Genomic DNA, 16,670 nt, shown 5'->3' with positions numbered 1-16,670 from the left:
CAAGCGAGGCTGCGTAGGGCGCTACTCGGTCCTGAATCGGCAGCGCGGCCGACGCAGCCTCGCTTGCGCTCGGCAGCTGCTACGGGGGCTTCGTCAGGAAGCCAAGCTCTTCCTGAACCGCGCCAATGCCACCGCAAAAAACAACAACCCAATCCCCGCCAGCGCCAACAAATCCGGCCACACCACGCTGACCCCCGCATCGCGAAACAGGATCGCTGCGCTCAGGCTCACAAAGTGCGTCGACGGCGAGCCCTGCATCACCCACTGCAACCACTCGGGCATGCTGTCCAGCGGTGTACTGCCGCCTGACAACAGCAGCATCGGGATAATCACCGGGATCGCCAGCAAGCCGAACTGTGGCGTGGAGCGGGCGAGGGTGGCGAGGAAGATCCCCAGTGCCGTACTGGCAAACAGGTACAACGCGGTCACGAACAGAAACAGTCCCAGCGACCCGGCCAGTGGCACGCCGAGCAGCCCTTTGACCACCACCTCCAGCGATAGCCAGGTGCACAGCACCACCACCAGCATATTGCTCCAGATTTTCGCCAGCATGATTTCCAGCGCCGTCAGCGGCAGCACCAGCAGGTGGTCGAGGGTGCCGTGCTCGCGCTCTCGCAGCAACGCGGTGCCCGTGAGCACGATGGCCAGGATGGTGATGTTGTTGACGATCTGGATCACCGCCAGGAACCAGCCGCCCTCCAGGTTGGTGTTGAACAGTGAGCGGGTCGTGAGCCGTGCGGGCGCCTGGTTGGCGGCATCGGTTTGCCCACTGTAGTTGAGCAACTCGCGCTGAAAGATCCGTCCGATATAGCCCGCGCCCATGAACGCCTGGCTCATCGCCGTGGCATCGACGTTCACCTGCACGCCAGGCTGGCGACCGGCCAACAGGTCGGCCTGGAAGTTGGCTGGCACGTTGATTACGAAGGTGTACTGGCCGCTGTCCATCACCTTGTCCAACTGGTCATAGGCCAACGGCGCCGGGGGTTGGAACTCGGGCGGTTGCAGCGCCTCGGCCATTTGCCGTGAGAGCGCGCTGTGGTCTTCATCGACAAACGCCACGCTGGCGTTGTGCACGCCGATCACCGAGCCGGCGGCGGGCATGTAGATGGCGACGGTGAAGGCGTAGAACAGAAACAGCAGCAATACGCTGTCGTGACGCAGGCTGGTGAGTTCCTTGATGCCCAGCCGGAAGATGTGTGCGAGCTTGTGCATCAGGCCTCCTGCTTCTTGAGCATAATCAGGCTCAACCCGGTGAACCCGATAAAGAAGCCGAACAGCGCCAGGCATTGTGGCCACAACTGGCGCAGATCCAGGGCCTTGGTGAAGGTGCCCACGGCAATATCCAAAAAGTGCCCGGCCGGAAACAGCGTGCCCATCAAGGCAGCGGCGCCTTCCAGGGACGAGCGCGGCACGATCAGCCCGGAAAACTGGATGGTTGGCAGGCTGGTGATGATCATGGTGCCGAGGATCGCCGCGATCTGGGTGCGGGTGAACGCGGAAATCAACAGGCCCATGCTGGTGGTGGCCAGTACATACAGCAGCCCGCCAAACGCCAACGTCAGGCCGCTGCCCTTGAACGGTACGCCGAACAGCCAGCGATTCATCGCCACCAGCAGCGCCAGGTTGACCAGACTCACGGCCAGGTAGGGAGCCTGCTTGCCCAACAGAAACTCCAGGCGCGTCAGCGGTGTGGCGTAGAAGTTGGTGATCGAGCCCAGTTCTTTCTCGCGCACGATGCCCAGGGCGGTGAGCATCGCCGGGATAAACGCCAGGATCAGTGCCATCACGCCCGGGCCGATGGCGTTCACGCTGACCACGTCCTGGTTATAGCGAAAACGGGTTTCCAGTTTGGCGGCTGCCTGGGTGCTGCGCGGCAGGCTGCTCAGTTCGGCCAGTTGTTGCAGGTTGCCTTGGTGCACCGCCTCCACATAGTTGCGGCTGGTTTCCGCACGAAACGGCATGCCGCCATCGAGCCACGCGGCCACGGTGGGTTGGCGACCGGCATAGAGATCGCGACCAAAGCCGGGCGGGATCTCCAGGGCCAGTTTGATTTCCGAGCGTTGCAGGCGTCGGTGCAATTCATTGGCATCCTGGATCGGCGCCTGCTCGGCGAAGTAGCGCGAGCTGCGGAAGGCTTCCAGGTAGGTGCGGCTTTGTGGCGTCTGGTCCTGGTCGTAGACGGCGAAGGCGAGGTTTTCCACGTCCAGGGAAATGCCGTAGCCGAAGATCACCATCATGAACATCGCGCCGAGCAGGGCGAAGGCCATGCGCACTTTGTCGCGCAGCAACTCCTTGCCTTCGCGGCTGGCCACGGCCAACAGGCGGGACAGGCTGAAACCACGCTTGCTGATGGGGGGCGCATGGGTTTCGCTGACGGTTTTGGCGGACGTGGCGGGTTCGGCATCGCCTTGGGCGTGCTCCAGGCAGGTGACGAACGCGGCTTCCAGGGTGTCGCCGTTGAACTGCCGTTGCAGTGCGTCCGGCGTGTCGCAGGCGAGTACCTTGCCGGCATGCATCAAGGAGATGCGGTCGCAGCGCTGGGCTTCATTCATGAAATGGGTGGACAGGAAGATCGTCACCCCTTGTTCGCGGGACAACTCGATCAACAGCCGCCAGAAATCATCCCGCGCTGCTGGGTCGACGCCCGAGGTGGGCTCATCGAGGATCAACACTTCCGGGCGATGCAGCACCGCCACGGCCAATGACAAGCGTTGGCGCAGGCCGAGGGGCAGCTCCCCGGACGGCTGCTCGGCCACTTCACCGAGGTCGAAGCGCTGGATCAGTTCATCGATGCGCGGGCCGCTGTCGGCCTTGGGCAAATCGAACAGTTGTGCATGCAGCACCAGGTTCTGGCGCACGCTGAGCTCGCCATACAGCGAGAAGCTTTGCGACATGAAACCTACGCGCTTGCGGGTGGCCAGGTCCTTGGCGTTCACCGGGTTGCCCAGCAGCGTGGCGCTGCCTTCGGTGGCCGGCATCAGCCCGGTGAGGACTTTCATGGTGGTGGTCTTGCCGCAACCGTTGGAGCCGAGGAAGCCGAAGATCTCGCCACGGCCGATGGCAAAACTGACCTTGTTCACCGCCGTGAAGTCCCCGAAGCGCAGGGTCAGGTCGTGGGCTTCGATGGCGATATCGGTGTTGGCGTTTTCCCTTGGCGGGATCACCAGCGGCTGGTTGTCATGGGCGCTGTCGCCCTGGAAGTGGGTGAAGGCCTCATCCAGTTTGCCGCTGGGGGTCGCTGCCGCCAGATCACTGCTGAGCCCGTCGGCGATCAGCTTGCCACGGTCAAGCATCAGGCAATGTTCGAATTGCTCGGCTTCTTCCATGTAGGCCGTGGCCACCAGCAGCGTCAGTTGCGGGCGCTCGCTGCGTACGGTCTCGACCAGTTCCCAGAAGCGCCGCCGCGACAGCGGGTCGACGCCGGTGGTGGGTTCGTCGAGGATCAACAAGTCCGGGTCGTGGATCAGCGCGCAGCACAGGCCGAGCTTCTGCTTCATGCCACCGGAGAGTTTGCCGGCCGGGCGCTCGGCGAAGCGCGCGAGGTCGGTGGCCAGCAGCAAGTTGTGCATGCGCTGGTCGCAGTCGGCTTTGGACAGGCCGAACAGCGTGGCAAAGAAGCGGATGTTTTCGCTGATGGACAGTTCGGGGTACAGGTTGCCGCCCAGGCCCTGGGGCATGAAGGCGATGCGTGGGTACAGGCTGTTGCGGTGACGACGGTCCTGGATGGCGCCGCCGAGCACCTCCAGTTGGCCGTCCTGGAGCTTTTTAACCCCAGCGATCAACCCCAACAGGCTCGACTTGCCCGCCCCATCCGGGCCGATCAGTCCGCAGCGCGTGCCGGTGGGCAGGCTGAAGGCGATGTCGATCAAGGCCTGCTGCTTGCCGTAACGGTGATTGATGCCGGTGGCGTGCAGCGCCAGGCCGGTCATTGCAGGTTGGCCGGCCAGTCGATATCAGCCATGCGCACGTAGCCGGCGCCGGGCATGCCCGGTTTGGCCTGGGGCACGGCGCTGGGTTGGGTCAGGCGCAGCTTGACGCGAAATACCAGTTTTTGTCGTTCGTCGCGGGTTTCCACTTCCTTGGGGGTGAACTGCGACTTGGCGGCGACAAAACTGATCTTGGCCGGCAGCGGCTGCTGGGGCAGGGCATCGAGCAGGATGCGTGCGTCACTGCCCACCGTCAGGCGACCGGTGACGGAGGCGGGCAGGTAGAGGTTCATGTACTGATCTTCGGGATCGATCAGCAACAGCACGCGCCCGCCGGCACCGAGGACCTCGCCGGGCTCGGCCAGGCGCAGTTGGATAATCCCGTCGATGGGCGCGCGCAGGCTGCTGTCATCGATTTCGCTGGTGAGCTGGGCGACTTGAGCCTGTGCGGCACCGATGGCGGCCTTTACCGAATTGACCTGGGCTTGCGCGGCGATCACGGCGGCGTTGCCGGTGTTCTGGCGGGCCTGCTGTTGGTCGATCAACTGGCTACTGGCAAAGCCGCGCTTGTACAGCTCCTGGGTGCGCTTGAGTTCCTGATGGGCCAGCAGTTGCTCGCTTTGGCGCAGTTGCACATTGGCTTCTGCGGCGGCGAAATTTTCCTTGGCACGCAGTACTTCAGCTTCGGCCTGGGCGCGTTGGGCTTCCAGGGTGCGGGTGTCCATGCGCGCCAGCAGTTGGCCCTTGAGCACCTTGTCACCTTCATCCACCCGCACCTCGGCCAGGCGCCCGGGGATCTTGGCGGCAATCTGCACTTCGGTGGATTCCAGGCGGCCATTGCCCATGCTCAGGCCGTCGGGCAAGCGATCCTGGGTGGAGCGCCAGTAACCAAAGCCGCCAGCGCCCACTAACAGAGCGATCAGCGCGATAGCGAAAACGCGGGAGGTGTGATGATTCGTCGACATGGCTGCTTCCTGCGGCATTAACGACCCAGTGTGACCGGTTTTGCCCTGGAGGGTTTTGATTCCGGTCAGTTAAAGCAGATCCATGATCACGGCCCATTGCGCTGGCGTGACCGCCATCACGGAAAGACGACTGCCTTTTTGTACCAATGGCAATTCGGCGAGGGCGGTTTGCTGTTTCAGGTAGCCCAGACCCAGCACCTTGGGAAAGGTCTGGACGTGCGCGACGTTGATCGCACTCCACGGGTTTTTCTCCGGGCTGGCCTTGGCGTCGAAGTAATGGCTGTCCGACTCCAGCGCGGTAGGGTCGGGGTAGGCGGCTTCGATGATTTTGCCGATGCCGGCAATGCCCGGCTCGGGGCAACTGGAGTGGTAGAAGAAAAATTGGTCACCCACCGCCATGGCGCGCAGGAAGTTGCGTGCCTGGTAGTTGCGCACCCCGTCCCAGCGCGCCTCGCCAAGCTTTTCCAGGCCGTTGATGGAGAGTTCGTCGGGCTCGGATTTCATCAGCCAGTAGGCCATTTTTGCGCTCCTGAAAAAGGCAGTGGGCAAGTTGTCAGGCAATTTGATGACAAACCGACAGTCGGTTGGCGTCAAGGTTTGCGTGTTGGTTCACGTTATCGCAGAATGCCGGGATTTTAAGCTTGACGCAGCTGCAACGGACTACCTTGGAACGTTGTTGTCATCGTGTACGAGGTGCCTGAAGGGGGGCAATCGATGCAACGTAAACCGGATTTACTATGGATATTGGTGATTTTATTTGGTCTGGGCGTCGTGACCACCGGGTATGCGCAAAGCTTGTGGTCGAACAAGACCGATGCGCCGGTTGAACTGGCTCAGCAGCAGCCGCAACCTTTCAAGCGTTAACCCTTCTTCAAGGCGCCGCGGCTTCCAGCGGCGTTTCTGCGACATACCACTGCTTGTCGGTGATGGTGCCAGCCAATGGCACATCCCAGCTGGCCTGTGTCAATCGATCGACCTTCTGACATTCATGGGCCAGGCCCAGCAGTGTCGGCTTGCGCCAGCCCTGGCGACGCGCCAGGTAGGCGAGGCTGCGGTCGTAGAAACCGCCGCCCATGCCCAGGCGGCCACCTGCATCATCGAACCCCACCAACGGCAGCAACACCAGATCCAGCGCCCACACCTTGCGCTGGCGCCTGGCATTGACCCGTGGCTCCAGAATGCGAAAGCGGTTGGGCAGCAACTTTTCCCCAGGCTTCACGCGCTGAAACACCATCTTGGTCCGTGGCCAGGCGCTGAGCACCGGCAGGTAAGTGGCCTTGCCCCGGCGCTGTGCCGCGCGCAGCAGCAGGCGCGGATCAATTTCACCGTCCGTCGGTAGATACAAGGAAATATGTTTGGCCCGGCGAAACAGCGGGTGCTGCGCCAATTGCCGATACAGGCCGTGGGCGGCCTGGCGCTGCTCGCTCGGCGTGAGGGCGCGGCGAGCTTTGCGCAACATGCGTCGAAGGTGCGGACGGGAAAGCGGCGCAGGTTCGTTCATGGTTTTCGGCTCATAAAACAATGCCAGTCCGGGGACTGGCATTGAGTTCTGGAATTCAGGCTCCCCGACAGAGCCGCTGTCGACTTAGCCCTTGAACCCGAAAGTTCAAGGTGGAAGATGCAGTAGGCTTTAAGGCTTTCCGTCTAGCGGACATGCACACCAGCCCAACGTGCAACTTCCAGGGTAGTGCGAATCGGCTCAGGGACATCGCCGACTGGCAAACACGCCAGGGAGTGGGGCGAGTATACCTTAAACAGTCGCGGCAATCAGCCCTTGGGTGCCTCTGAGTCGCTGGAAAGCACCAGATCGACGCGTTCGAGCAGGTCACGCACCTGCTCGCGTGTCGACCCGCTGGCCTGTGCGTCAGGGCGCTCCTGCTTATGCAGCAGATCGTGGGTAATGTTCAGCGCGGCCATCACGGCGATGCGATCGGCGCCGATCACTTTGCCGCTGCTGCGGATTTCACGCATCTTGCCGTCCAGGTAGCGGGCGGCGCTCACCAGGTTGCTGCGCTCTTCCTGTGGGCAGATGATCGAATATTCTTTGTCGAGGATCTGCACGGTGACGCTATTGCTTGAACTCATGAGTCTTGCTCCAGGGCCTTCAGGCGCGAAATCATCGATTCGACCTTACGCCGGGCGATTTCGTTTTTTTCAATGAGGTGAGCGCGTTCCTCGCGCCAGGTCTTTTCCTGAGCTAATAGGAGTCCGTTTTGGCTCTTAAGTTGCTCGACCCGAGTAATTAGCAATTCGAGTCTGGCCATCAGCGCTTGCAGGTCGGTGTCTTCCATTGGGTTCCACTGGATTTGTCTGATGAATGGCAACTGCAGGATAAACGATCTGACGCCCTTGATAGTCTTGGTACGTCTGCCGGTGCTAGGATACAGCGCTCCATTCTAGACATTGCGCCGTCTGGCGCCTAGCTCACCATGCCCATTCAGAACTCCCCGTACGATGCTTTTTCCAAACTGCTGAGCACCAGCGGTCACCCTTGCTCGCCTGCCGAACTGCACGGCGTGCTGCTCGGCCGCAGCTGCACCGGCGTTGGCTTTGATGCCGACAACTGGCTGGCCGATGTGGCCGAGCTGCTGGAAACCGAACCGACCGAAAACGTGCGTAACGCTCTGATCGGCCTGCAAGAGATGGTCAAGGGCGAGCTGACCGGTGATGACGTCACCGTGGTCCTGCTGCTGCCGACCGACGATGCACCGCTCACCGAACGCGCCGCCGCACTGGGCCAATGGTGCCAGGGCTTCCTCCACGGTTTCGGCGTGAATGCTGGTGGCCTTGAACTGAGCACCGACGCCAAGGAAGTGCTGCAGGACCTGGCGGCCATCTCCCAGGTGCAAGATGCCCTGGAAGAGTCCGAAGACGGCGAAGGCGACTACATGGAAGTCATGGAATACCTGCGCGTCGCGCCGTTGCTGCTGTTCACCGAGACCAAGAAGTCCGCTGAGCCTGCCGCACCCAAGCCTTCGCTGCACTAAGAAAGGAAGCCAATCTGCCCATGATCCATATCCCCAAAGCGGAATACACCCGGCGCCGCAAGGCGCTCATGGCGCAGATGGAACCCAACAGCATCGCGATCCTGCCGGCCGCCGCCGTGGCTATCCGCAATCGCGATGTGGAGCACGTCTACCGCCAGGACAGCGACTTCCAGTACCTGAGCGGTTTCCCCGAACCGGAAGCCGTGATCGTGCTGATGCCCGGCCGCCAGCATGGCGAGTACGTGCTGTTCTGCCGCGAACGCAACGCCGAGCGCGAGTTGTGGGACGGCCTGCGTGCCGGCACCGAAGGCGCAATCCGTGACTTTGGCGCCGACGATGCCTTCCCCATCACCGATATCGACGACATCCTGCCAGGCCTGATCGAAGGCCGCGACCGGGTGTACTCGGCCATGGGCAGCAACGCCGAATTCGATCGGCACCTGATGGAGTGGATCAACGTCATCCGCTCTAAAGCGCACCTTGGCGCCCAGCCACCGAACGAATTTGTTGCCCTGGATCATCTGCTCCACGACATGCGCCTGTATAAATCGGCGGCGGAAGTGAAGGTGATGCGCGAGGCTGCGCGAATTTCCTGTGCCGCCCATGTGAAGGCGATGCAAGCCAGCCGCGCCGGCTTGCATGAGTTCAGCCTGGAAGCCGAACTGGATTACGAATTCCGCAAGGGCGGCGCGAAGATGCCGGCCTACGGCTCCATCGTCGCCGCCGGGCGCAACAGCTGCATCCTGCATTACCAGCAGAATGACGCCGTGCTCAAGGACGGCGACCTGGTGCTGATCGATGCCGGTTGCGAAATCGACTGCTACGCCAGCGACATCACGCGCACCTGGCCGGTCAACGGCAAATTTTCACCGGAACAGAAGGCGATCTATGAAATCGTGCTGGCTTCCCAGGAAGCCGCCTTTGCCGAGATCGCGCCGAACAAGCATTGGAACCAGGCCCACGAGGCGACGGTGCAGGTCATCACTGCCGGGCTGGTGAAGCTGGGCTTGCTGAAGGGCGACATCGACGAGCTGATCGCCAGTGAAGCCTACAAGCCTTTCTATATGCACCGCGCCGGCCATTGGCTGGGGATGGATGTGCATGACGTGGGCGAGTACAAGGTGGGCGGCGAATGGCGTGTGCTGGAAGTCGGCATGGCGTTGACCGTGGAACCGGGCATCTACATTTCGCCGGATAACCAGACCGTAGCGAAGAAATGGCGTGGCATTGGCGTACGCATCGAGGACGACGTGGTGGTGACCAAGCAAGGCTGTGAAATTCTGACCGGCGGCGCACCCAAGGGCGTCGTTGAAATCGAAGCCCTGATGGCGGCTGCCCGATGAGCCGGGTCAACCTGGCGATTATCGGTGGCGGCCTGGTGGGCGCGAGCCTGGCGCTGGCGTTGCAGGCCGGGGCCAAGGCGCGTGGCTGGAAGATCGTGCTGATCGAACCCTTCGCGCCCGGCGACAGCTACCAGCCAAGCTATGATGCGCGGTCTTCGGCGCTGTCCTACGGCGCCCGGCAGATTTATCAGCGCCTGGGCCTGTGGCAACAGATCTCGCGCCGCGCCGAACCGATCAAGCAGATCCATGTGTCGGACCGTGGGCGCTTCTCCACCGCGCGGCTGTCGGCCATGGAGGAAGGCGTGCCGGCCCTCGGTTACGTGGTGGAAAACGCCTGGCTTGGCCAATGCCTGTGGCAAGGCCTGGACCAGGACGTGGTAAGTTGGCGCTGCCCGGCGGAAGTCGCGCGCATGGAGCCGTTGCCCGATGGCTACCGCCTGACCCTAAACGATGAAACCGTGCTGGAGTGCGACCTCGCGGTGCTGGCCGACGGCGGCCGCTCCGGCCTGCGCGAGCAACTGGGCATTGGCGTGAAAACCCGCCCGTACAACCAGAGCGCGCTGATCGCCAACGTCACCCCGAGCGAGGCCCACAACGGCGAAGCGTTCGAGCGTTTCACCGATGAAGGCCCCATGGCCCTGCTGCCGCTGCCGGACAACCGTTGTGCCCTGGTGTGGACCCGTATCGGCATGGACGCACAGCGCCTGGCCAATCTCGATGAGCGCAGCTTCTTGAGTGAATTGCAGAGTGTGTTCGGCTACCGCCTGGGCACCCTCAAGCAAGTGGGCGCCCGTCATTTGTATCCGTTGACCCTGGTGGAAGCCGAAGAGCAAGTGCGCTCGCACCTGGCGATCCTCGGCAATGCCGCCCACAGCCTGCACCCGATTGCCGGGCAGGGGTTCAACCTGTCCCTGCGTGATTCGTACGCCTTGGCCGAGGCCTTGCTGGCCGGGCCAGCGGTGCCGGGTGACCTGGCGACGTTGCAGGCTTATCGCGAACGTCAGCGCATGGATCAGAAGTTGACCGTGGGGTTCTCCGACCAGGTCACGCGGCTGTTTGGCAGTGCGCAACCGCTGGTCGCACTGGGCCGCAATATGGGTCTGCTGGGCCTGGATTTGTTGCCGCCGGCCAAGCGGTGGTTCGCCCGTCAGGCCATGGGCCTGGGTACGCGTCCCGATGCGTAAGTGGTTGGTTGAACGGTTGGGCAAGGCGCGGTTGTTGCGTTGGGTCATGACCCTGTATCCGCCGTACCTGGGCGCCGGGGTCAGCGTGCAGCACATGAGCGCCGATTTTCGTCACGTCAAAGTGCGCATGGGCCTGGGTTGGTACAACCGCAATTACGTCGGCACGCAATTCGGCGGCAGCCTGTATTCGATGGTCGATCCGTTCTACATGCTGATGTTGATGGAGAACCTGGGCCGCGATTACATCGTGTGGGACAAGGCCGCGAGCATCGACTTCATTTCGCCGGGCAAGGGCCCGGTGTATGCCGAATTTTCCATCGACGAGGCCTTGCTGGATGAGGTGCGTCGACAGACCGAAGGTGGCGAGAAGTACTTGCCCCACCTCAAGGTGCAGATTCATGACGGCTCCGGCACCCTGGTGGCGCGGGTCGACAAAACCCTTTACGTGCGGCGCAAGCCGCCAGCGAGACAGGCTTAAAGCATGGACATGCGCGCAGATGTGCTGATTGTCGGGGCCGGAATGGTCGGAAGCGCCCTGGCGCTGGCGTTGCAGGGCAGTGGCCTGCAAGTGTTGCTGCTCGACGGCAGCCCGCTGAGCGTCAAGCCGTTCGACCGCGCGGCGGCCTTCGAACCGCGTGTAAGCGCTTTGTCGGCTGCCAGCCAACGCATTCTCGAGCGCCTCGGTGTGTGGGATGGCATCGTTGAACGACGCGCCAGCCCCTACGGCGAGATGCAGGTGTGGGACGGCAGCGGCACCGGGCAGATCCACTTTTCGGCCGCCAGTGTGCATGCCGAAGTGCTTGGGCATATCGTCGAGAACCGCGTGGTCCAGGATGCGTTGCTCGACCGTCTGCACGACTGCGACCTGGGCCTGCTGGCGAATGCGCGCCTGGAGCAGATGCGTCGTTCCGGCGATGACTGGCTGCTGACCCTGGCCGATGGTCGCAAATTGCGCGCGCCGCTGGTGGTGGCCGCCGATGGCGCCAACTCCGCCGTGCGCCGCCTGACCGGCACCGCGACCCGTGAATGGGACTACCTGCATAACGCCATCGTTACCAGCGTGCGCAGCAGCCAGCCGCACCAGCGCACGGCCTGGCAACGCTTTACCGACACCGGCCCGCTGGCGTTTTTGCCGCTGGAGCGGGATGGGCAGGAGGATTGGTGTTCGATCGTCTGGTCGACTACGCCGGCTGAATCCGAACGCCTGATGGCGTTGGATGATGAAAGCTTCTGCCGTGAGCTGGAGCGCGCCTTTGAAGGGCGCCTTGGCCGCGTGGTCAGCGCCGATCCGCGCGTGTGCGTGCCCTTGCGCCAGCGCCACGCCAAACGCTATGTGGCCGAGGGCCTGGCGTTGATCGGCGACGCCGCCCACGTCATCCACCCATTGGCCGGGCAGGGCGTCAACCTGGGGTTCCTCGATGCGGCGGTGCTGGCCGAAGTGTTGTTGTCGGCCACCGAGCGCGGTGAACGTCTGGCCGATGTGAAGGTGCTCAGCCGTTACGAGCGCCGCCGCATGCCGCATAACTTGGCCTTGATGGCGGCGATGGAAGGCTTTGAGCGCTTGTTCCAGGCCGATCAACTGCCGCTGCGCTGGTTGCGTAATGCCGGGCTGAAGATGGTCGACCAGATGCCCGAAGCCAAGGCCGTGTTTGTGCGCCAGGCCCTCGGGTTGACCGGGGATCTGCCGGACCTGGCCAAGCCCTGACACGTCTGTGCAACATTTGGTAACGCCTGCACCGAGCGTTACCAAATGTGAGTCCCTATCATTTGCGCCTACTTTGCAAATGAGAGACCGCACCCATGTTGGCACCCAAGCGCCTCCTGACTGCCCTGGCACTCACCCTGATCGGCAGCACCACCGTGCAGGCCGCGGACGAGGTGGTGGTCTACTCCTCGCGTATCGACGAACTGATCAAACCGGTGTTCGACGCCTACACCCAAAAGACCGGTGTGCAGGTAAAATTCATCACCGACAAGGAAGCCCCGCTGATGCAGCGCATCAAGGCCGAGGGCGAAAACGCCACCGCCGACCTGCTGCTCACCGTGGATGCCGGTAACCTCTGGCAGGCCGAGCAAATGGGCATTCTGCAACCGTTCACCTCCCCGGTGATCGACAAGAACATTCCCCTGCAATACCGCTCTTCGGCGCACGCCTGGACCGGTTTGAGCCTGCGCGCGCGGACCATCGCCTATTCCACCGACCGGGTTAAACCAGGTGACCTGACCACCTACGAAGCCCTGGCCGACAAACAGTGGGAAGGCCGCCTGTGCCTGCGCACGGCGAAAAAGGTCTACAACCAATCGCTGACCGCCACCCTGATCGAAACCCACGGCGCGGCCAAGACCGAAGAAATCGTCAAGGGTTGGGTGAATAACCTGTCCACCGACGTGTTCTCGGACGACATTGCTGTGCTGGAGGCCATCAACGCCGGGCAGTGCGATGTGGGTATCGTCAATACTTACTACTACGGCCGCTTGCACAAGCAAAAGCCGGACCTGGCGGTGAAGCTGTTCTGGCCGAACCAGGGCGACCGTGGCGTGCACGTGAACCTGTCGGGCATCGGCTTGACCAAGCACGCGCCACACCCGGAAGCCGCCAAGGCGCTGGTGGAGTGGATGACCACGCCTGAGGCGCAGAAGATCTTTGCCGATGTGAACCAGGAATTCCCGGCCAACCCGGCGGTACCTCCGTCCGCTGAAGTGGCGACCTGGGGCAAGTTCGTGGCGGATACATTGCCGGTGGAAGTGGCGGGCAAGCGCCAGGCTGAAGCGATTCGGTTGATGGATCGCGCTGGTTGGAACTGAATTTGTAAAGCGCCGCAGATCAACATGTGGGAGGGGGCTTGCCCCCGAGGGCGGTAGATCAGTCACTGATGAGTAGACTGAGACTCCGCCATCGGGGGCAAGCCCCCTCCCACATTGGAGTGTGGTGGTTTCAAGCTATTCATCAAACGAGAGCTAACCTTTGGCCTACCCCGCCCAACGCCGCTGGTACCTGCCGGTCTTCAGCGTCGCCGCCCTGGTGCTGCTGCCGCTGAGCGTGCTGTTGCTGTCCTGGCAAAGCATCGACGCGCAAATCTGGTCCCATCTCTGGGAAACCCAGATGCCGCGCCTGCTGGGTAACACCCTGACCCTGGTGCTGGGTGTCGGCGTTGGGGTCACCCTGTTGGGCGTAAGCCTGGCCTGGCTCACCAGCCTCTGCGAATTCCCTGGCCGGCGCTGGCTCGACTGGGCGTTGATGCTGCCCTTTGCCATTCCCGCCTATGTGCTGGCCTTCGTGTTTGTCGGCCTGCTGGATTTCTCAGGTCCCGTGCAGACCCTGCTGCGCGAAGGGTTCGGCAGCGGCTTGCGCCTGCCACGGGTGCGCTCCACCAGCGGCGTGATCATCGTGCTGGTGCTGGTGTTCTATCCCTACGTGTACTTGCTGGCGCGCAGCGCATTCCTCGCCCAGGGCAAAGGCTTGATGGAAGCCGCGCGGGTGTTGGGACAATCGCCCTGGCAAGCATTCTGGCGCGTCGCACTGCCCATGGCGCGCCCGGCGATTGGCGCGGGCGTGGCCCTGGCCTTGATGGAGACTCTGGCGGACTTCGGTGCGGTTTCGGTGTTCAACTTCGATACCTTCACCACCGCCATCTATAAGACCTGGTACGGCTTTTTCAGCCTGTCCAGCGCGGCCCAACTGGCCAGCCTGTTACTGCTGGTGGTGATGCTGGTGCTGTACGGCGAGCGTCGAGTCCGGGGCGCCAGCCGGTCCAGCAACGAGCGTCCCCGGGGTAAGGCGCTGTACCACTTGAAGGGGATCAAAGCGGTAGCGGCCAGTGGATGGTGTGGCCTGGTGTTCGCCTGCGCCTTTGTCATCCCGGTGCTGCAACTGGTGGTCTGGTTCTGGCAGCGTGGACGGTTCGATCTGGATGAGCGCTATTCGGGCCTGATCGTCCACACCCTTTACCTGGGCAGCATTGCGGCGCTGATCACGGTCAGCGTGGCGCTCGTACTGGCGTTCGCCAACCGTCTGGCGCCGACCCGGGCGATCCGCTCCGGTATCAGCCTGGCCAATGTCGGCTATGCCTTGCCGGGCTCGGTGCTGGCGGTGTCGATCATGCTGGCGTTCAGTTACCTGGACCGTGAACTGGTGGTGCCGTTGTCCGGCTGGCTCGGAGGGGCGGGCAAGCCGTTGTTGCTGGGCAGCCTGTCGGCGCTGGTGCTGGCGTATCTGGTGCGCTTTCTGGCGGTGGCCTACGGGCCGCTGGAAAACAGCCTGGCGCGCATCCGGCCTTCGTTGCCGGAAGCTGCGCGTAGTTTGGGCGTGAGTGGACCGCGACTGTTTTGCAAAGTGTATCTGCCGCTGTTGCTGCCCGGCACCCTGAGTGCAGCACTGCTGGTGTTCGTGGATGTGCTCAAGGAAATGCCCGCGACCCTGCTGATGCGCCCATTCGGCTGGGACACCCTGGCGGTGCGGATTTTTGAAATGACCAGCGAAGGCGAGTGGGCGCGGGCCTCTCTGCCAGCGTTGACACTGGTGCTGGTGGGTCTGCTGCCGGTCATCGGGCTGATCCGACGCTCCGCCCGACCAATCGGTTAGGTGCCAGTCCTACGGCTTGCGGCTACAATGCGCGGCATTCGGTGCGGTCCGTCCTTCGGATCGAGTCGCTGCACGTCGCTGCCGGCCTTGTAATTCAAGGCGTCCAGCACGAGCAACGACGCTGCGCACCTTCGCCAAGCCCGGAAGGAGAAACCCATGGGACAGCGCACGCCTCTGTATGACCTGCATCTCGCCCTCGGCGCGAAAATGGTCGATTTTGGCGGTTGGGATATGCCTTTGCATTACGGCTCGCAAGTTGAGGAGCACCATCAGGTGCGGCGCGACTGCGGGGTGTTCGATGTATCTCATATGACCGTGATCGATATCACCGGCCCCCAGGCCAAGGAATGGCTCCAGCACCTGCTGGCCAATGATGTCGAGCGTTTGCACGGCTGTGGCCGTGCGTTGTACAGCGCCATGCTCAACGAGCGGGGTGGCGTGGTGGACGACATGATCGTCTACCGCACCGAGGCCGGGTACCGGCTGGTGGTCAACGCCGCCACCCGAGACCAGGACATGGCCTGGATCCAGGCGCAACTTGGCAGCTATCAAGTGCAACTGCATGAGCGGCCCGAGTTGGCCATGCTCGCCATTCAAGGTCCCCATGCCCGGCAGAAGATTGCCGAGCTGGTCACCCAGTCTCGCGGCACCCTGATCCACCAGCTCAAGCCCTTTGAAGGGTATGCCGACGGCGATTGGTTTATCGCGCGCACGGGCTACACCGGCGAGGACGGCCTGGAAATTGTCCTGCCTGCCGATCAGGCCCCAGGGTTTTTCAACGATCTGGTAGGCGCGGGGATTTCACCCATAGGCCTCGGCGCACGGGATACCTTGCGGCTGGAAGCTGGGATGAACCTGTATGGCCAGGATATTCACCAGGACGTTTCGCCCCTGGCGGCCAACATGGCCTGGAGCATCGCGTGGGAACCTGCTGGGCGCAATTTCATCGGGCGTGCGGCGCTGGAAGCAGAGCTGGCCGCCGGTGTGCAGTTCAAACTGGTCGGGCTGGTTCTGGAAGAACGTGGGGTTTTACGCGCTCACCAGGTGGTTCGTATCGCCAATGTTGGCGAAGGGGAGATCACCAGTGGTAGTTTCTCTCCTACGCTGAGCAAATCCATTGCCCTGGCGCGTGTACCGACGGCGACGGCCGATCGGGCCGAAGTGGAAATCCGCGGCAAGTGGTACCCGGTTCGAGTGGTCAAACCGACCTTCGTGCGTCATGGCAAAACCTTGATCTAACTATTTCCGGCAGGCCAATGGCCGCTGACACTACTTCTTGAGGACACAGACTATGAGCAATATCCCTGCCGACCTGCGTTTTGCCGAAAGTCACGAATGGGCCCGTCTGGAAGCTGACGGTACTGTGACTGTCGGGATCTCCGACCATGCTCAGGAAGCTCTGGGTGATGTGGTGTTTGTTGAGTTGGCCGAAGTCGGCGCTACGTTTAAAGCCGAAGGCCAGGCGGGTGTGGTTGAGTCGGTGAAGGCAGCCTCGGATATCTACGCTCCGGTTGCCGGCGAAGTGATTGCCGTCAACGAAGAACTGAGCGGTAGTCCTGAGCTGCTGAACTCCGATCCTTACGGCGCGTGGATCTTCAAGCTCAAGCCAACCAACCCGGCTGATCTGGAAAAACTGCTGGATGCTGCTGGCTACAAAGCCGCCATCGGCGAGTAACCGCAAGA

Annotated in this window: 17 protein-coding genes and 1 other RNA gene; 10 read left to right on the top strand and 8 right to left on the bottom strand. The window is 62.5% G+C overall.

Going from position 1 to position 16,670, the window contains the following annotated elements; genetic code table 11:
- Window positions 1-93 precede the first annotated feature (93 nt).
- The 4 genes from AB1462_RS30590 to AB1462_RS30575 all read right to left on the bottom strand — a co-directional run bounded on the left by AB1462_RS30590 (window position 94) and on the right by AB1462_RS30575 (window position 5,410).
- Window positions 94-1,212, bottom strand: a complete 1,119-nt coding sequence (locus tag AB1462_RS30590) for an ABC transporter permease (RefSeq protein ID WP_315335347.1) — start codon at window positions 1,210-1,212, stop codon at window positions 94-96.
- Window positions 1,212-3,929, bottom strand: coding sequence for a ribosome-associated ATPase/putative transporter RbbA (gene rbbA / locus AB1462_RS30585; protein WP_315335346.1), 2,718 nt, complete (start codon window positions 3,927-3,929; stop codon window positions 1,212-1,214). Before rbbA ends, AB1462_RS30590 begins: the two co-directional genes overlap by 1 nt.
- Complete coding sequence (locus AB1462_RS30580) at window positions 3,926-4,891, bottom strand: HlyD family secretion protein (protein ID WP_090401561.1); 966 nt, start codon at window positions 4,889-4,891, stop codon at window positions 3,926-3,928. The genes rbbA and AB1462_RS30580 overlap by 4 nt, the downstream gene beginning before the upstream one ends.
- A 69-nt stretch (window positions 4,892-4,960) precedes the next feature.
- Window positions 4,961-5,410 (bottom strand): EVE domain-containing protein, encoded by a 450-nt coding sequence (locus AB1462_RS30575; RefSeq protein ID WP_090401562.1) that lies wholly within the window; start codon window positions 5,408-5,410, stop codon window positions 4,961-4,963.
- Between the two features lie 195 nt (window positions 5,411-5,605).
- Between AB1462_RS30575 and AB1462_RS30570 the strand changes: the two genes are divergently transcribed.
- Entirely contained in the window at window positions 5,606-5,755 is a 150-nt protein-coding gene (locus tag AB1462_RS30570; RefSeq protein ID WP_010207387.1) for a hypothetical protein, read from the top strand.
- Window positions 5,756-5,762: 7 nt separating this feature from the next.
- Here AB1462_RS30570 and AB1462_RS30565 read toward each other — a convergent pair whose 3' ends face one another.
- The 4 genes from AB1462_RS30565 to AB1462_RS30550 all read right to left on the bottom strand — a co-directional run bounded on the left by AB1462_RS30565 (window position 5,763) and on the right by AB1462_RS30550 (window position 7,182).
- Window positions 5,763-6,392 (bottom strand): 5-formyltetrahydrofolate cyclo-ligase, encoded by a 630-nt coding sequence (locus tag AB1462_RS30565; RefSeq protein ID WP_259191713.1) that lies wholly within the window; start codon window positions 6,390-6,392, stop codon window positions 5,763-5,765.
- Between the two features lie 57 nt (window positions 6,393-6,449).
- A non-coding RNA gene (gene ssrS / locus AB1462_RS30560) (6S RNA) lies at window positions 6,450-6,628 on the bottom strand.
- Between the two features lie 30 nt (window positions 6,629-6,658).
- On the bottom strand, window positions 6,659-6,976 hold the full coding sequence (locus tag AB1462_RS30555) for a cell division protein ZapA (RefSeq protein WP_259191714.1): 318 nt from the start codon (window positions 6,974-6,976) through the stop codon (window positions 6,659-6,661).
- A complete protein-coding gene (locus AB1462_RS30550) occupies window positions 6,973-7,182 on the bottom strand; it encodes a TIGR02449 family protein (protein WP_007982902.1) in 210 nt (69 codons plus the stop codon). The genes AB1462_RS30555 and AB1462_RS30550 overlap by 4 nt, the downstream gene beginning before the upstream one ends.
- A gap of 138 nt (window positions 7,183-7,320) precedes the next feature.
- On the opposite strand from AB1462_RS30550, the gene AB1462_RS30545 reads away from it, so the two are divergent.
- From AB1462_RS30545 to gcvH, 9 genes are all read left to right on the top strand, one after another.
- On the top strand, window positions 7,321-7,878 hold the full coding sequence (locus tag AB1462_RS30545; protein ID WP_017739071.1) for a YecA family protein: 558 nt from the start codon (window positions 7,321-7,323) through the stop codon (window positions 7,876-7,878).
- A 20-nt stretch (window positions 7,879-7,898) separates the two neighbouring features.
- The gene (pepP, locus tag AB1462_RS30540) at window positions 7,899-9,221 is read left to right on the top strand and encodes a Xaa-Pro aminopeptidase (RefSeq protein WP_259191715.1); all 1,323 of its coding nucleotides are present in this window, start codon (window positions 7,899-7,901) and stop codon (window positions 9,219-9,221) included.
- The gene (gene ubiH / locus AB1462_RS30535) at window positions 9,218-10,405 is read left to right on the top strand and encodes a 2-octaprenyl-6-methoxyphenyl hydroxylase (RefSeq protein ID WP_367248850.1); all 1,188 of its coding nucleotides are present in this window, start codon (window positions 9,218-9,220) and stop codon (window positions 10,403-10,405) included. Before pepP ends, ubiH begins: the two co-directional genes overlap by 4 nt.
- Window positions 10,398-10,883: a DUF4442 domain-containing protein gene (locus AB1462_RS30530; protein WP_053127827.1), complete on the top strand. Its 486-nt coding sequence runs from the start codon at window positions 10,398-10,400 to the stop codon at window positions 10,881-10,883. Before ubiH ends, AB1462_RS30530 begins: the two co-directional genes overlap by 8 nt.
- Before the next feature lie 9 nt (window positions 10,884-10,892).
- A complete protein-coding gene (locus AB1462_RS30525; RefSeq protein ID WP_167361145.1) occupies window positions 10,893-12,110 on the top strand; it encodes a 2-octaprenyl-3-methyl-6-methoxy-1,4-benzoquinol hydroxylase in 1,218 nt (405 codons plus the stop codon).
- A 95-nt stretch (window positions 12,111-12,205) separates the two neighbouring features.
- Complete coding sequence (locus tag AB1462_RS30520) at window positions 12,206-13,210, top strand: extracellular solute-binding protein (RefSeq protein ID WP_053127831.1); 1,005 nt, start codon at window positions 12,206-12,208, stop codon at window positions 13,208-13,210.
- Between the two features lie 160 nt (window positions 13,211-13,370).
- A complete protein-coding gene (locus tag AB1462_RS30515) occupies window positions 13,371-14,987 on the top strand; it encodes an ABC transporter permease (protein WP_367248847.1) in 1,617 nt (538 codons plus the stop codon).
- A 156-nt stretch (window positions 14,988-15,143) separates the two neighbouring features.
- Entirely contained in the window at window positions 15,144-16,226 is a 1,083-nt protein-coding gene (gene gcvT, locus AB1462_RS30510; protein ID WP_259191719.1) for a glycine cleavage system aminomethyltransferase GcvT, read from the top strand.
- A gap of 52 nt (window positions 16,227-16,278) precedes the next feature.
- Window positions 16,279-16,662, top strand: a complete 384-nt coding sequence (gcvH, locus tag AB1462_RS30505) for a glycine cleavage system protein GcvH (RefSeq protein ID WP_367248845.1) — start codon at window positions 16,279-16,281, stop codon at window positions 16,660-16,662.
- The last annotated feature ends 8 nt before the right edge of the window (window positions 16,663-16,670 follow it).

This window comes from Pseudomonas sp. SB113 (assembly GCF_040754745.1).
Classification (GTDB): Bacteria; Pseudomonadota; Gammaproteobacteria; order Pseudomonadales; family Pseudomonadaceae; genus Aquipseudomonas; species Aquipseudomonas grimontii.
This window is presented reverse-complemented; position numbering and strand designations above follow the sequence as displayed.

Coding starts and splice junctions, on each gene's coding strand:
- AB1462_RS30590 (WP_315335347.1), bottom strand. CDS start 1,212: ATGCACAAGCTCGCACACATCTTCCGGCTGGGCATCAAGGAACTCACC.
- rbbA (WP_315335346.1), bottom strand. CDS start 3,929: ATGACCGGCCTGGCGCTGCACGCCACCGGCATCAATCACCGTTACGGC.
- AB1462_RS30580 (WP_090401561.1), bottom strand. CDS start 4,891: ATGTCGACGAATCATCACACCTCCCGCGTTTTCGCTATCGCGCTGATC.
- AB1462_RS30575 (WP_090401562.1), bottom strand. CDS start 5,410: ATGGCCTACTGGCTGATGAAATCCGAGCCCGACGAACTCTCCATCAAC.
- AB1462_RS30570 (WP_010207387.1), top strand. CDS start 5,606: ATGCAACGTAAACCGGATTTACTATGGATATTGGTGATTTTATTTGGT.
- AB1462_RS30565 (WP_259191713.1), bottom strand. CDS start 6,392: ATGAACGAACCTGCGCCGCTTTCCCGTCCGCACCTTCGACGCATGTTG.
- AB1462_RS30555 (WP_259191714.1), bottom strand. CDS start 6,976: ATGAGTTCAAGCAATAGCGTCACCGTGCAGATCCTCGACAAAGAATAT.
- AB1462_RS30550 (WP_007982902.1), bottom strand. CDS start 7,182: ATGGAAGACACCGACCTGCAAGCGCTGATGGCCAGACTCGAATTGCTA.
- AB1462_RS30545 (WP_017739071.1), top strand. CDS start 7,321: ATGCCCATTCAGAACTCCCCGTACGATGCTTTTTCCAAACTGCTGAGC.
- pepP (WP_259191715.1), top strand. CDS start 7,899: ATGATCCATATCCCCAAAGCGGAATACACCCGGCGCCGCAAGGCGCTC.
- ubiH (WP_367248850.1), top strand. CDS start 9,218: ATGAGCCGGGTCAACCTGGCGATTATCGGTGGCGGCCTGGTGGGCGCG.
- AB1462_RS30530 (WP_053127827.1), top strand. CDS start 10,398: ATGCGTAAGTGGTTGGTTGAACGGTTGGGCAAGGCGCGGTTGTTGCGT.
- AB1462_RS30525 (WP_167361145.1), top strand. CDS start 10,893: ATGCGCGCAGATGTGCTGATTGTCGGGGCCGGAATGGTCGGAAGCGCC.
- AB1462_RS30520 (WP_053127831.1), top strand. CDS start 12,206: ATGTTGGCACCCAAGCGCCTCCTGACTGCCCTGGCACTCACCCTGATC.
- gcvT (WP_259191719.1), top strand. CDS start 15,144: ATGGGACAGCGCACGCCTCTGTATGACCTGCATCTCGCCCTCGGCGCG.
- gcvH (WP_367248845.1), top strand. CDS start 16,279: ATGAGCAATATCCCTGCCGACCTGCGTTTTGCCGAAAGTCACGAATGG.